Raw genomic sequence first — 15,181 nt, forward strand, 5'->3', positions numbered from 1 at the left:
CAAAAGCGGCTGCCGCCGGGTGTGACGACCCGGCCCGACCAGGCCGACCCATCCTCCGAAAGGGCACCACGCGCATGGAGCAGAACGAGCCCGACCGCCTGACGTCGGCCGAAGCCGCCGCCGTACGGCGCAGTCTCCGTAACGGCCGGGCCGCCATGACCCGGCGGTCGCTGCTGCGCGCCTCGGCGGGCGGCGCGCTCACGGTCGGCGGACTGGGAGCGCTGAGCGCCTGCGGGATCCCCGCGGCCACCAAGACGCAAGGAGGCGTCTCCGCCGACGACCACTCGGCCAAGGAGAAGGTCGTCAACTTCTCCAACTGGCCCGAGTACATCGACGTGGACGACAAGACCAAGCGCCACCCCACGCTCGACACCTTCGCCCGGCGGACCGGCATCCAGGTCAAGTACACCGAGGACATCAACGACAACGACGAGTTCTTCGGCAAGATCCAGCCGCAGCTCGCCGCCGGTCAGGACACCGGCCGTGACCTCATCGTGCTCACGGACTGGCTGGCCGCCCGCATGATCCGCCTCGGGTACGTCCAGAAACTGGACCCGTCCAACCTGCCGCACGCCTACGCCAACCTGTCGGACCAGTTCCGCGCCCCCGACTGGGACCCGGGCCGCGCCTACTCCTACCCCTGGCAGGGCATCTCGACCGTCATCGCCTACAACAAGAAGGCGCTCGGCGGCGTCGAGGTGAAGTCGATCTCCGACCTGCTCGACATCCCCGCGCTCAAGGGCCGCGTCGGCTTCCTCACCGAGATGCGCGACAGCGTCGGCATGACCATGCTCGACATGGGCATCGATCCGGCGAAGTTCACCGACGACGACTACGACAAGGTGATCGCCCGCCTCCAGAAGGCCGTCGACAAGGGTCAGATCCGCCGCTTCACCGGCAACGACTACACGTCGGACCTCACCAAGGGCGACCTCGCCGCGTGTGTGGCCTGGGGCGGCGACATCGTCCAGCTCCAGGCGGACAACCCGAACGTCGGCTACGTCATCCCGGCCGCCGGCTACATGACGTCGACCGACAACATGCTCATCCCCAACAAGGCGCGCCACAAGACGAACGCCGAGCGGCTCATCGACTTCTACTACGAGCCCGAGCCCGCCGCCCAGCTCGCCGCGTACATCAACTACGTGAGCCCTGTCGCGGGAGTCAAGCCCTATCTTGCGAAGATCGACAAATCGGCGGCGGACAACCCGCTGATCATTCCCGACAAGGCCATGCAGGCGAAGTCCCATGCCTTCCGCGCGCTCACGCAGAAGGAAGAGACGGCCTACCAGCAGAAGTTCTCGAAGCTCACAGGGGCGTGACGACGACGATGACGACACCAGACAACAGCGGCGACGTCCGCCTCTCCGGTATCAGCAAGACGTACGACAACGGCTTCACCGCCGTGCAGCCGCTGGACCTGACCGTTCCGCAGGGCTCCTTCTTCGCCCTGCTCGGCGCCTCCGGCTGCGGCAAGACCACGACCCTGCGCATGATCGCCGGCCTGGAGGAGCCCACGACGGGCGCCGTCCATCTCGGCGAGCAGGAGGTGACCCACCTGCCGCCGTACAAGCGGCCGGTGAACACGGTCTTCCAGTCCTACGCCCTCTTCCCGCACCTCGACATCTTCGAGAACGTCGCCTTCGGCCTGCGCCGGCGCGGCATCAAGAGCGTGAAGAAGCAGGTCGAGGACATGCTGGAGCTGGTCCAGCTCGGCGAGCAGGCGCGCAAGAAGCCGCACCAGCTCTCCGGCGGCCAGCAGCAGCGCGTGGCCGTGGCCCGCGCCCTCATCAACCACCCGAAGGTGCTCCTGCTCGACGAGCCGCTCGGCGCCCTCGACCTCAAGCTGCGCCGCCAGATGCAGCTGGAGCTCAAGCGCATCCAGACCGAGGTCGGCATCACCTTCGTGCACGTCACGCACGACCAGGAGGAGGCCATGACCATGGCCGACACGGTCGCCGTGATGAACGCGGGCCGCGTCGAGCAGCTCGGCTCGCCGGCCGACCTGTACGAGAACCCGAACACCACCTTCGTCGCGAACTTCCTCGGCACCTCCAACCTCATCGAGGCCGAGGTCGACACGGAGAACGGGGACGACATCGTGCTCAAGGCCGGCGGCGGCAAGCTCCTGCTGCCGAAGGCGCGATGTTCGGCGCCCACGAAGACCGGCGGCAAGGTGCTGGTCGGCATCCGCCCCGAGAAGATCGCCCTCACGCACGCCGACGACGCGGGCGAGATCCCCGCGGGCCGCAACCGCCTCACCGGCAAGATCGCCGACGCGAGCTTCATCGGTGTCTCCACCCAGTACGTGATCGACAGCCCCGTCTGCGACGAACTCGCGGTGTACGTCCAGAACGTCGAGCGCGACGGCCGGCTCGTGCCCGGCGCCGATGTCGTCCTGCACTGGAGCCCGGCCCACACCTTCGGCCTGGACGCGACCCAGGACATCGACGCGGGCACCGAGGAAGAGGCGGCCGCCTGATGTCGACGCTGACCGAGGCACCACCCCCGCTCGCCCCCGCCGAGGAGGCCGAGCCCCCGCGCAAGCGCGGCCGGTTCACTCCGTACTGGCTGCTGCTGCCCGGCATGCTGTGGCTGGTCGTCTTCTTCGCGCTGCCGATGATCTACCAGGCCTCCACGTCCGTGCAGACGGGCTCGCTGGAGGAGGGCTACAAGGTCACCTGGCACTTCGTCACGTACTGGAACGCGCTCAGCGAGTACTGGCCGCAGTTCCTGCGGTCCGTCTTCTACGCGGCCGCCGCGACGCTGCTGTGCCTGCTGCTCGGCTACCCGCTGGCGTATCTGATCGCCTTCCGGGCGGGCCGCTGGCGGAACCTGATCATGATCCTGGTGATCGCGCCGTTCTTCACCAGCTTCCTGATCCGCACCCTGGCCTGGAAGACGATCCTCGCCGACAACGGGCCCGTCGTGCACGCCCTGAACTCGCTGCACGTCCTGGACCTCACCAACTGGCTCGGCTGGACGGCCGGCGACCGGGTGCTGGCCACACCGCTGGCGGTGGTGTGCGGTCTGACGTACAACTTCCTGCCGTTCATGATCCTGCCGCTGTACACCTCGCTGGAGCGGATCGACGGACGGCTGCACGAGGCGGCCGGCGACCTGTACGCCAGGCCGTGGACCACCTTCCGCAAGGTCACCTTCCCGCTGTCGATGCCGGGCGTGGTCTCCGGAACACTGCTGACCTTCATTCCCGCGGCCGGTGACTACGTCAACTCCGAACTGCTCGGCTCGACCGACACGCGCATGATCGGAAACGTGATCCAGACGCAGTTCCTGCGCATTCTGGACTATCCGACGGCCGCGGCCCTGTCCTTCATCCTCATGGCCGCCATCCTGGCCATGGTCACGATCTACATCCGCCGGTCCGGGACGGAGGACCTGGTCTAAATGCCCTTCGTCACCTGGCTCAAGCGCCATCTCGTCGTCATCGCGGGGCTGCTGACGCTCGCGTATCTGCTGCTGCCCAACGTCATCGTCACGTTGTTCTCCTTCAACAAGCCGAAGGGACGCTTCAACTACGAGTGGCAGCAGTTCTCCCTGGACGCCTGGAAGCAGCCGTGCGGCGTCGCCGACATGTGCGGCTCGCTGTCCATCAGCCTCCAGATCGCCGTCTGGGCGACGGTCGGCGCCACGATCCTCGGCACGATGATCGCGTTCGCGCTGGTCCGCTACCGCTTCCGCGCCCGCGGCGCCGTCAACTCACTGATCTTCCTGCCGATGGCGATGCCCGAGGTCGTCATGGCCGCCTCGCTGCTCACCCTGTTCCTCAACATGGGCGCACAGCTCGGCTTCATGACGATCCTGATCGCGCACATCATGTTCTGCCTCAGCTTCGTCGTCACCGCGGTCAAGGCGCGAGTGATGTCGATGGACCCGCGCCTGGAGGAGGCCGCCCGGGACCTGTACGCCGGCCCCGTGCAGACCTTCGTGCGGGTCACCCTGCCCATCGCGGCACCCGGAATCGCCGCGGGCGCGCTGCTGTCGTTCGCGCTCTCCTTCGACGATTTCATCATCACCAATTTCAACGCGGGCTCGACCGTCACCTTCCCCATGTTCGTCTGGGGTTCGGCCCAGCGCGGAACGCCCGTTCAGATCAATGTGATCGGTACGGCCATGTTCCTGGTCGCCGTGTTCATCACACTGGCCTCCATGGTCATCAGCAGCCGCCGTAACAAGCAAAAGGCATAGGCCTTTCAAGAAAGCCCTCGTAGGGAGTTGAAATCATGGCCCCAAGCGCCATGAGTCGTGGAAAAGACAACTGGATCGCCTCTCTCTCCGAAGCCCAGCCGGTCGCGTACTGGCTGGAAGACCCTGGCAAGCCCGACGCCGAGCCCGCCCTCACCACCGCCGAGACCTGCGACCTGCTGGTCGTCGGCGGTGGCTACAGCGGACTGTGGACCGCGCTCAACGCCAAGGAGCGCGACCCGCAGCGCGATGTGGTGCTGCTGGAAGGCCGCGAGGTGGGCTGGGCCGCCTCCGGCCGCAACGGCGGCTTCTGCGCCGCCTCTCTCACGCACGGCCTGCCCAACGGCCTGAGTCGCTGGCTCGACGAGATCGGCCGGCTTCAGGAGCTGGGCCTGCGCAACCTCGACGAGATCGAGGCCGCCGTCGCCCGGCACGGCATCGACTGCGAGTTCGAGCGCACCGGTGAGATCGACGTCGCCACCGAGACCTACCAGGCCTGGGAACTGCGCGACTGGCACCGGGAGTTGGAGGAGAAGGGACTCGCGGAGGGCATCGAGTTCCTCGACGCCGACGCCGTGCGCGAGCAGGTCGCCTCGCCCACCTTCGAGGCGGGCCTGTGGGACCGCCGGGGCGTGGCCATGCTGCACCCGGCCAAGCTGGCCTGGGGCCTGAAGAAGGCCTGCCTGAAGCTCGGCGTGCGCATCTACGAGCACACGCCCGCGCTGACCCTCAAGCAGTACGGCGCCGGCATGGCCGTACGCACCCCGTACGGCACGATCCGCGCCCGCAGGGTCGCGCTCGGCACCAACATCTTCCCGAGCCTGCTGCGCCGCGTGCGCTCCTTCACCGTCCCGGTCTACGACTACGCGCTGATGACCGAGCCGCTGAGCACCGACCAGCTGGCGTCGATCGGCTGGAAGAACCGCCAGGGCCTCGGCGACTCGGCGAACCAGTTTCACTACTTCCGGCTGTCCGCCGACAACCGGATCCTGTGGGGCGGCTACGACGCGATCCATCACTACGGCGGCCGGGTGCGCCTCGAGTACGACGACCGGCCGGAGACGTACGCCAAGCTCGCCGGGCACTTCTTCACCTGCTTCCCGCAGTTGGAGGGCGTGCGCTTCACACACGCGTGGGGCGGCGCGATCGACACCTGCTCGCGCTTCTCGGCGTTCTTCGGCACGGCCCACCAGGGGAAGGTGGCGTACGCCGCCGGCTACACCGGCCTCGGCGTGGGCGCGACCCGCTTCGGCGCGGACGTGATGCTCGACCTGCTGGCGGGGGAGCGCACCGAGCGCACGGAGCTGGAGATGGTCCGCAAGAAGCCGCTGCCGTTCCCGCCCGAGCCGTTCGCCTGGACCGGGATCGCCCTCACCAAGTGGTCCCTGGCCCGTGCGGACGCGCACGGCGGTCGCCGCAATCTGTGGCTGCGGGCGATGGACCGGCTGGGGCTGGGCTTCGACAGCTGAGCCCATGTGACCCAGGTCACTCCAAAGGGTGTGCGGATCCCGCGTAATGCCCCCGGAAGGCCTCCCTCTCTCCTTTCGACACGACCGCGCAGGACGGTCGGACGAGAGATGAGGGAGGCCTTCTCATGGCTGGGGCGAAGACGGCCGTCGAGTGGCTGGCATCCGTCGCACCGGACCCCGAGGCCTGCCGCTGGGAATGGGAGCGCAACCCCCTCGGGGTCGCGCTGCTGCCCGCGGGCAGGGCCTGGGACGTGCTGATCCTGCCGGGCGACCTCGGCTACCCGACCCTGGACGTGCTGACCCGGGTCCTCGACCAACCCGGCCCGGTGCTCGCCGACTTCGGCGACAACCGGGTCGGGTTCTTCGTGCCGCCGGGCACCGCGGCGCGCTGGCTCGGCACCGGCATCCGCACCGCGGGCCCCGGTACCTGGATCGTCGCACCGCACCCCGGCCGGGCGACCCGGGGTGTGCGCTGGTTGGTGCCGCCGGACGGCGCCGGCACGCTGACCGACCCGGCACTGCTGGAGCTGGCCATGCACGAGGCGGCGGCACGGCTGGCCGGGGACGGGGACGGATAGCACCCGGACACCTTGACAACAGGATTGGTCTGGACCAAGTTGAGTGCGCTCCACCCTCCAACTCCCCCGACACCGGAGGCCCTTGTGGATCGCGCCCCACGCGTCCCGCGCGCCCCGCGCTCCTCGCGCGCACGACGTCCGAGATCCGTCCTCGCTCTGCTCACGGCCGCCCTGCTGGCCGTGCCCGGCATCACCGCGCTCTCGTCGGCCGCCCGTGCGGCCGACGCGGACCTCGCGACGAACGGCGGGTTCGAGTCCGGCCTCGACGGCTGGACCTGCACGGCCGCGACGACGGTCGACGCGCCTGTGCACAGCGGAAGTTCCGCACTGCAGGCGACCCCCGCCGGCAGCGACGACGCCCAGTGCGCGCAGACCGTCACCGTCCAGCCGAACTCGACCTACACGCTGTCGGGGTACGTCCGCGGCTCCTACGTCTACCTCGGCGCGAACGGCACCGGCACCACCGACGTCTCCACCTGGACCCAGTCCGCCCCCGACTGGCAGAGACTGACCACCACCTTCACCACCGGCGCCGCCACGACGAAGGTGACCGTCTACACCCATGGCTGGTACGGCACCGGCGCCTACTACGCCGACGACATCACCCTGGTCGGCCCGGGCGGCAGCGGCACCGGGCAGCCGCCCGCCCCGCCCGCCGGGCTGACGGCCGCGTCCGTCACCTCGTCCTCCGTCGCCCTGTCCTGGTCGGCGGTGAGCGGCGCCACGAGCTACACGGTCTACCGCGACGGGACCAGGTCCCAGACGGTGACCGGCACGTCGGCCACCGTCACCGGACTGTCGGCCTCGACGGCGTACGGCTTCCAGGTCACCGCGAGCAACGGCGCCGGCGAGTCCGCGAAGTCGGCGGTCGTGACCGCCACGACCGGCGCGGGCGGCGGGGGCGGAGGCGGCTCGACGGACCTGCCCGCCCACGCCCTCGTCGGCTATCTGCACTCCAGCTTCGCCAACGGCTCCGGCTACACCCGCCTCGCCGACGTCCCCGACAGCTGGGACGTCATCGACCTGGCCTTCGGCGAGCCCACCTCGCCGACCTCGGGAGACATCCGCTTCAACCGCTGCCCGGTGACGGAGTGCCCGAACGTCGAGTCCGACGCCGACTTCAAGGCGGCCATCAAGGCCGAGCAGGCGGCCGGCAAGAAGGTGCTGATCTCCATCGGCGGCCAGAACGGCCAGGTCCAGCTGACCACGGCCGCGGCCCGTGACGCCTTCGTCTCCTCGGTCTCGAACATCATCGACACCTGGGGCCTGGACGGCCTCGACATCGACTTCGAGGGCCACTCGCTGTCGCTGGACACGAACGACACGGACTTCAAGAACCCCACGACACCCGTGATCGTGAACCTGATCTCCGCCCTGAAGACCCTCAAGGCCAAGTACGGCTCGAAGTTCGTGCTGACCATGGCGCCGGAGACGTTCTTCGTGCAGAACGGCTACCAGTACTACGGCACCGGCAAGTGGGGCGGCCAGGACCCGCGCTGCGGGGCGTACCTCCCGGTCGTCTACGCCCTGCGCGACGACCTCACCCTCCTGCACGTCCAGGACTACAACTCCGGCCCGATCATGGGCCTGGACAACCAGTACCACTCCATGGGCGGCGCCGACTTCCACATCGCCATGACCGACATGCTGCTCACCGGCTTCCCGGTGGCCGGCGACCCGAACAACGTCTTCCCGCCCCTGCGCCCCGACCAGGTCGCCATCGGCATGCCGGCCTCGACCAACGCGGGCAACGGCTACGTGGCGCCGTCCGAGGTCACCAAGACCCTGGACTGCCTGACGAAGAAGACGAACTGCGGCTCGTACGCCACCCATGGGACCTGGCCCGCGCTGCGCGGTCTGATGACGTGGTCGGTGAACTGGGACCGCTACTCGAACTGGGAGTTCCAGAAGACCTTCGACGCGTACTTCGGCTGATCACCAGGCTGAGGGTGGTCAGCAGCACGGTGCACAGACACCAGCTGGCCACCACGTCCGACGGCCAGTGATAGCCATGGCGGACCAGGCCGTACGACACCCCGAGAACCAGGGCCGCACAGCCGCCGACCAGGCTCCGGCGGGCGGCCGTGGAGCGCAGCCAGGGGAGCAGGAGCAGGGTCGCGGAGCCGTAGGCGACGGCCGCCGTCGCCGTGTGGCCGGAGGGGAAATAGCCGACGGCCGGGGGCACCACGGGGGTCCCCGGCCGAGCGGTCCAGTCCTTGAGCGGTACGACGATCGCCGGGACCAGTGCCATCAGGACGGCCGCGGCGAGCGGCGGCAGCCACCATCGCGGCACACCGGCGGCGCGGCCCCGCCACAGGACGTATCCGATGACGAGCACGAGGACCGGCACGGCGATCTGGATGTTCCCGAGGTCGGAGAGGATCTCGGAGAACCGGTCCGGACGGACCAGGGCGCGGCTGAGGCGGGAGTCCAGCCGCAGCAGCGGGCCGTGGGCCATGACCTGCCAGGTGAGCAGGGCGAAGAGCACGGCGGGCGGGCCGAGGAGCGAGGCACGGCGGACTGCGGCGGACACGATGCCCAGCTTGGCAGGTTCTTCTGCGCCGCGGAGGAAGGAGGTCGGCCGCCCAGGAACAGGGGGGGGTGGTTCCGGGGCGGCCGACCGGACCGGAACGTCGCGCGCCCCGGGGGGTTTGGGGCGGCGACCGTCCGATCGGTGAGGAGATCCCGGAGCCGTCAGGCGCCGGTTGTGTGCGCGAGGGCACGACCAGGTCGAAGCTGGGGAGGCCCCGGCCTGAAATCGCCCACAGTCCCCTGTGGACGGGGTGTATCTCTCATCTGGGTAGAACCTACGGCAGGCCGAGGCGGTTGGGCAGACGGAATCGAGTCCCGTCATCCACCCCGCACACCTTCTTCACACGGCCTGCCTGAGGCGCCTTCCGGAGGACGAACCCTGCCCGGACGAGTCGCCCGGACGGGTTGCTCAGATGCGCGCGAACGCCTGCTCGATGATGTCGAGACCCTCGTTCAGCAGGTCCTCGCCGATGACCAGCGGGGGCAGGAAGCGCAGCACGTTGCCGTAGGTGCCACAGGTCAGGACCAGCAGGCCCTCGGCGTGGCAGGCCTTGGCGAGCGCGGCGGTGGCCTCCGGGTTCGGCTCCTTGGTGGTGCGGTCCTTGACCAGCTCGATGGCGATCATGGCACCGCGGCCACGCACGTCACCGATGATGTCGAACTTCTCGGCCATGGCGGTGAGGCGGCCCTTCATGACCTCCTCGATGCGCTTGGCCTTGCCGTTGAGGTCCTGCTCCTTCATGGTCTCGATGGCGCCGAGCGCACCCGCACAGGCGACGGGGTTGCCGCCGTACGTGCCGCCGAGGCCACCGGCGTGCGCGGCGTCCATGATCTCGGCACGCCCGGTCACCGCGGCCAGCGGCAGTCCACCCGCGATGCCCTTCGCGGTCGTGATGAGGTCCGGGACGATCCCCTCGTCCTCACACGCGAACCACTGCCCGGTCCGGCAGAAGCCGCTCTGGATCTCGTCGGCGACGAAGACGATGCCGTTGTCGTTGGCGAACTTCACGATCTCCGGCAGGAAGCCCTTGGCCGGCTCGATGAAGCCGCCCTCGCCGAGGACCGGCTCGATGATGATCGCGGCGATGTTGTCGGCGCCGACCTGCTTGGACATCTGGTCGATGGCCTGCTTGGCGGCCTCGGGACCGGCGTTCTGCGCACCGGTCGGCCAGCGGTAGCCGTACGCCACCGGCACGCGGTACACCTCGGGTGCGAACGGCCCGAAGCCGTGCTTGTACGGCATGTTCTTGGCGGTGAGCGCCATGGTCAGGTTGGTCCGCCCGTGGTACCCGTGATCGAACACCACCACGGCCTGCCGCTTGGTGTACGCACGCGCGATCTTCACGGCGTTCTCGACGGCCTCGGCGCCGGAGTTGAACAGCGCGGACTTCTTGGCGTGGTCACCGGGCGTCAGCTCGGCCAGCGCCTCGGCGACCTCGACGTACCCCTCGTACGGGGTGACCATGAAACAGGTGTGGGTGAAGTCGGCCAGCTGGGCGGACGCGCGCCGTACGACGGCCTCGGCGGAGGCGCCGACGGAGGTCACGGCGATACCGGACCCGAAGTCGATGAGCCGGTTGCCGTCGACGTCCTCGATGATCCCGCCGCCCGCGCGGGCGGTGAAGACCGGCAGCACCGAGCCCACGCCCTGCGCGACCACAGCGGTACGGCGGGCCTGCAGTTCCTGCGACTTCGGGCCGGGTATGGCGGTGACGACGCGGCGCTCCTGCGGAAGTGCGGTCATGAGGGCTCCCTGATGATCTTGCGTACCGGGCGGTCCCGGACGATTCCGGGCGGTGGCATTTCGGCCGCATACCTGTCTTTCTTCGCAGGCTAGGGCCGGGGACGGGGGGTGGGCATGCTCCATGTGGGCGTTGTCGGGGAGAGCGGTTGTCCGGAGTGGACATAGAGGAACCGTGAGGGTGACATGGCGGCGTGTGCGCATCACATTGCGCGCCCTGCCGCGCAATCGCTGAACTCCTCCTGTGAGGGCACTAGATTGACTCGCTGATGGTGCATGGAACAGCTGGTCAGGGGGCAAGGCCGATGGACAGCGACGGAACGCAGGACGCGCGGGGCACACATGCTCACCCCGTGCCGCGGCCGGCGGAGCCGACGGACGCGCCCGCAGCGCCGTACAGCGGCACGGCGGGGCCGTACGAGACCTCCGCTGTGCCGCCACGGCCGACGCGGTCGCCGGACATGCCGCCGTCGGCAGCACAGCCCCGGTTCGCGCCCCATCCGTCGCATCCCGGCTCACCAGTCGCCGACTGGCTCGACCAGCCTCGCCCGACGGTCGAGCCAGGTATCTGGCGCTACGGCTACAGCCTGCCCAAGGAAGCACGTCAGAGCCGTCGCCTGGCCCCTGTCACCATCGTAGGCTTCGTTGTCCCACTGGTGGCGGGACTGCTCCTGTGGTCACTGTGGCGGCACGGCAGCCTCCCCTATCAGTGGGCCGCCCTCAAGCTGCTCACGCCCGACGACTGGTGGTGGGGCGGCACCGTGTCTCCGAAGGGCTACCAGGGTGCCGAGGCCAAGACAGTCGCCGACGGTGTCTTCTTCGCGATCCTCGTCTACGCCATGGCGCGACTGGGCAGCTGGTCCGATGTCATCCGGCACTTCGTCACCCGACGCGAACAGCCCGCTCGAGCCCTCATCGCCGCCCTCTGTGCCCTGACCGTGCTGGCCTTCGTCTTCCCGGGCACGTTCGGTCTCGGCTGGGACGCCCTGCCCGTGCAGGATCCGTTGTTCTCCCTGATCATCCTGATCAACGGCGGCGACTACGGCGTGTTCGCGTCGAAGTCGCTCACGGACGGGCTGTACGCGCTCATCACCCTGCTGGTGCTGTGGCCCTTCGCCCGGATCGGCGGCTGGTGGCCCCTGGTGAAGGAGGCGCTCGCTCCGCGGGTGAGGGGCAGGACGGCCGAGGCCGTGCAGCCGGCCGTCGACCGGCGGCCGTCGCAGTGGCCCGAACTGCGCGAGGCCGGTCAACATCAGGCGGCGGACGTGCTCTCCGCCGAGGTGCACGCAGGCCGGATGAACGACGTGGACTGCACCAGGGTCGGGCACATGTGGACCGTGGCGCGCGGCCAGGCCCGGCTCTCCTCCTTCACCGACATGGTGCTGCGCCAGGGCGGCGCTGCCTGGACCCATCCGTCTGGCGCGCGCGACCTGCCCACCCGGGCTGCCCGGCACGATCTGCTAGCCGGGCAGGTGCGCATCGGGCAATGGGTGGCCGGGGATCGCACCCCGCACGCCTACGGCGGCGCCGGGGCGGCTCTCTCGCCGGACACCCTGGGCACCTCGCTGCTGGCCGTCGGGCCCTCAGGCACCGGCAAGACCCGCCATGTGATCCAGCCCGTCGTCGAGTCGCTCGGTCTGCAGGCGCTCGCCGGACAATGCGCCGTCGTCGCCGTGTGCGCAGCCGGCACCCCTCTCGGACCCGACTCGGCCTACGACGTGGTCGTACGTCTCGGCGACCCGGTGTCCGTGCACGACATCGACCCGTACGCGGACTCCGACGACCCCGACGAGGCGGCTGCCTTCTTGGCGGAGGGGCTGGCCGGCGACCTGGACACGGTGGGCGCTCAGCGGGCCGCTACTGCGCTCGCCCAGCTCCTCGGACCCTACCGTGCGGCCTACGGAGGCTTTCCGACTCTGCCCGCGCTGCGTGAACTCCTGGAAGGCGAGACTTCGGCCCTGGAAGCGCTACGTGGTGCGCTCGACGGGGACGAGTACGCAGCCCAGCGTCGCGAACTCGATGCGCGTGCCCGGCAGTTCGGCACCGCTGGCGATCCCGGACCGGTCCTCGCCGATCGTATCGCCGTACTGGACCGGCCAGCGTTCGCCGAATTCTTCGGCGGGGGCGGCGGGAGCACTCGGCCGTTCTCGCTGCGCGCCATCGCCCACCATCCGCTGCGGGTCCGTATCGACCTGCCCGACCGTGGACACGAAGAGGCGTCCCGCATCGTCACCCGGCTTCTGCTTGCTCAGTTCGGCGCCGTGGCGTCGGCGGGTGAGCAGCGGACCCATTTCACCTGCCTCGTCCTGGACGACGCCACCGGCGGGGTGACGGCGGAGTCAGTCCGCCGCATTCAGCGTCTACGCTCCCGCAACGCGGGCGTGGTGCTCGCCCTGCGTACGGTGGGCGACGTCCCCGAGGCGTTGCACGGGCCGCTGTACGCGGCTGTCGGCTGCCGTATGGCGTTCTCCGGCGTGACCACGTGGGACGGCGGCAGGTTCGCGGACGCTTGGGGCACGCAGTGGGTCGAGACCCGGGACGTGGCCCAGCACACCGTCTTCGCGGATCAGCCGATGACGCGCGCGATCCACTCCCTGCGCAAGCTCGTGACTGGCAAGGCGGTGACGACCGAGGCCGTCACCGTCCGCCAGGTCGAGCGGGAGCGGTGGTCGGCTTCCGAGTTGGCTCATGGGGTGCCGGCCGGGCATGCGGTGTTGTCGTTGACGAGTGTGCGGGGGGAGCACGCGCCGCCGTTGTTGGTGGATCTGAGGGGGTGAGGGGCGGGACGAGGACCGTACGGTGAGGCAGAATCGGTCTAGGTCGTTCATACGGTTCGGCCAAAGGATCACCTAGATCGTCCGGATCACCAGGTCATCCGGATCGCCAGGATCATCCGGATCGCGCCGAGTCCTCTCGCCGACTTCCCTCCCGTGAAGGCCCCATGCCCCCGACCCTCGCCTCGCTGGTCCACCACTCCGCGCTGAAGCTGACCGTGCGCGCGGGCGAGGACCGTCTCGACGTCCCCGTCCGCTGGGCCCATGTCAGCGAGCTGGCCGACCCCGTGCCCTACATGGAGGGTGGCGAGCTGCTGCTGATCACCGCCCTGAAGCTGGACGCGGAGGATCGGGAGGCCATGCGGCGGTATGTGAAACGGCTGGTGGGGGCCGGTGTCGTCGGACTCGGGTTCGCCGTCGGGGTGAACTACGAGCAGATTCCCGAGGCCCTGGTCGAGGCCGCCGAGCAGGAGGGGCTGCCCCTGCTGGAGGTGCCCCGCCGCACCCCCTTCCTCGCCATCAGCAAGGCCGTCTCCGCCGCCATCGCCGCCGACCAGTACCGCGCCGTCACCGCCGGCTTCGCCGCGCAGCGCGAGCTGACCAAGCAGGCCCTGAACGCCGGACCCGAGGGGCTCCTCGGCGCACTCGCCGCCCAGGTCGACGGATGGGCCGCCCTGTACGACGCCTCGGGCGCCGTCGTCGCCGCCGCGCCCGAGTGGGCCGGCCGCCGCGCCGCCCGGCTCACCGCCGACGTCGAACGGCTGCGGGAACGGCCCGCCCCGGCCTCCTCCGTGGTCGGCGGGCCCGACCACGAGGACCGGGTCGAGCTGCATTCCCTGGGGACGGGGAGGCGGCCGAGGGCCGCCCTCGCCGTCGGTACCGCCGCCGCCCTCGGCACCGCCGAGCGGTACGCCGTGCACTCCGCGATCGCCCTGCTCACCCTCACCACCGAACGCTCCCGCTCCCTGTACGAGGCCGAACAGCGCATCGGCGCGGCCGTGCTGCGCATGCTGCTCGCCGGGGAGCCCGATCACGCCCGGGCCGTCGCCGGGGACCTGTACGGCGGCCTGCTCGACGCGCCGTTCCGGGTGATCGTCGCCGAATCGGTGTCCGGATCCGCCGCCCGGGCGCACGCGGACGCCCACGGCCACGTCGCCACCTCGGTGTCCGGGGGCGCCGCCCTCGTCGCCGACACCGGTGGTGATCCGCTGGGCGGGCTCGCCGAGGGCGTGGAGGCCGCCGCCGCGCGCTCCGGGGAGGCCGTGCTGGTCGTGCCCGAGGGGGAGCGGCTGGTGGTGCTCGCCGCAGACGGGGGCGCGGCGGTGGCCGCCGGCACGCAGTACGCGGCGGCGGTCGAGGCGGCGCGGGCGGCGCCCGAGCAGGCCGGGGGCGACGAGGAGGAACTGGTCGTGGGGTTGTCGGCGCCGGCCGGGCCGATCGCCGCGGCCGCCGCCTACAAGCAGGCCGAGCAGGCGCTGTCGGTGGCGCGGCGGCGGGGCCGGGTGCTGGTGGAGCACGAGCAGCTGGCCGCGGGGTCCGTACTGCCGCTGCTGGCCGACGACGCGGTGAAGGCGTTCGCCGACGGGTTGCTGCGGGCGCTGCACGAGCACGACGCGACCGGGCGGGGGGATCTGGTCGCCTCGCTGCGGGCGTGGCTGTCGCGGCACGGCCAGTGGGACGCGGCCGCCGCGGACCTGGGCGTGCACCGGCACACGCTGCGGTATCGGATGCGGCGGGTCGAGGAGATCCTGGGGCGGTCGCTGGACGATCCCGACGTACGGATGGAGCTGTGGCTGGCTCTTAAGGCGACATCCACGGAGTGAACGCCCTCGGGGGCGGCCGGGACGGCCGGGCCTCCAGCGGCCTTCAGCAGCCTCCAGG

General features: G+C 70.2%; 10 protein-coding genes and 1 pseudogene. 9 read left to right on the top strand and 2 right to left on the bottom strand.

Annotation, left to right across the window (positions count from 1 at the left end):
- The first annotated feature begins 74 nt into the window (after positions 1-74).
- The 7 genes from AQI95_RS30370 to AQI95_RS30400 all read left to right on the top strand — a co-directional run bounded on the left by AQI95_RS30370 (position 75) and on the right by AQI95_RS30400 (position 8,188).
- A complete protein-coding gene (locus AQI95_RS30370; RefSeq protein ID WP_067130884.1) occupies positions 75-1,322 on the top strand; it encodes an ABC transporter substrate-binding protein in 1,248 nt (415 codons plus the stop codon).
- A gap of 8 nt (positions 1,323-1,330) precedes the next feature.
- Positions 1,331-2,482, top strand: a complete 1,152-nt coding sequence (locus AQI95_RS30375) for an ABC transporter ATP-binding protein (protein WP_067131096.1) — start codon at positions 1,331-1,333, stop codon at positions 2,480-2,482.
- Positions 2,482-3,408, top strand: coding sequence for an ABC transporter permease (locus AQI95_RS30380; protein WP_067130887.1), 927 nt, complete (start codon positions 2,482-2,484; stop codon positions 3,406-3,408). The genes AQI95_RS30375 and AQI95_RS30380 overlap by 1 nt, the downstream gene beginning before the upstream one ends.
- A complete protein-coding gene (locus AQI95_RS30385) occupies positions 3,409-4,209 on the top strand; it encodes an ABC transporter permease (RefSeq protein WP_067130890.1) in 801 nt (266 codons plus the stop codon).
- 35 nt (positions 4,210-4,244) lie between these two features.
- Positions 4,245-5,675 carry an NAD(P)/FAD-dependent oxidoreductase gene (locus tag AQI95_RS30390; protein WP_067130893.1) on the top strand — a complete coding sequence of 477 codons (1,431 nt, stop codon included), beginning with the start codon at positions 4,245-4,247 and terminating at the stop codon, positions 5,673-5,675.
- A 125-nt stretch (positions 5,676-5,800) separates the two neighbouring features.
- Positions 5,801-6,253 (top strand): hypothetical protein, encoded by a 453-nt coding sequence (locus AQI95_RS30395; RefSeq protein WP_067130896.1) that lies wholly within the window; start codon positions 5,801-5,803, stop codon positions 6,251-6,253.
- An 84-nt stretch (positions 6,254-6,337) separates the two neighbouring features.
- Entirely contained in the window at positions 6,338-8,188 is a 1,851-nt protein-coding gene (locus AQI95_RS30400; protein WP_067130899.1) for a chitinase, read from the top strand.
- A 52-nt stretch (positions 8,189-8,240) separates the two neighbouring features.
- Here AQI95_RS30400 and AQI95_RS50190 read toward each other — a convergent pair.
- Both AQI95_RS50190 and gabT read right to left on the bottom strand, forming a co-directional pair.
- Positions 8,241-9,107 (bottom strand): annotated as a pseudogene (locus AQI95_RS50190) (phosphatase PAP2 family protein); the annotation flags it as partial.
- A gap of 87 nt (positions 9,108-9,194) precedes the next feature.
- Positions 9,195-10,529 carry a 4-aminobutyrate--2-oxoglutarate transaminase gene (gene gabT / locus AQI95_RS30405; protein ID WP_067130902.1) on the bottom strand — a complete coding sequence of 445 codons (1,335 nt, stop codon included), beginning with the start codon at positions 10,527-10,529 and terminating at the stop codon, positions 9,195-9,197.
- A gap of 302 nt (positions 10,530-10,831) precedes the next feature.
- On the opposite strand from gabT, the gene AQI95_RS30410 reads away from it, so the two are divergent.
- Entirely contained in the window at positions 10,832-13,303 is a 2,472-nt protein-coding gene (locus AQI95_RS30410) for an ATP/GTP-binding protein (RefSeq protein ID WP_067130905.1), read from the top strand.
- 164 nt (positions 13,304-13,467) lie between these two features.
- Positions 13,468-15,123, top strand: coding sequence for a PucR family transcriptional regulator (locus AQI95_RS30415; protein ID WP_067130908.1), 1,656 nt, complete (start codon positions 13,468-13,470; stop codon positions 15,121-15,123).
- Positions 15,124-15,181: the final 58 nt, after the last annotated feature.

This window comes from Streptomyces yokosukanensis, from assembly GCF_001514035.1.
Classification (GTDB): Bacteria; Actinomycetota; Actinomycetes; order Streptomycetales; family Streptomycetaceae; genus Streptomyces; species Streptomyces yokosukanensis.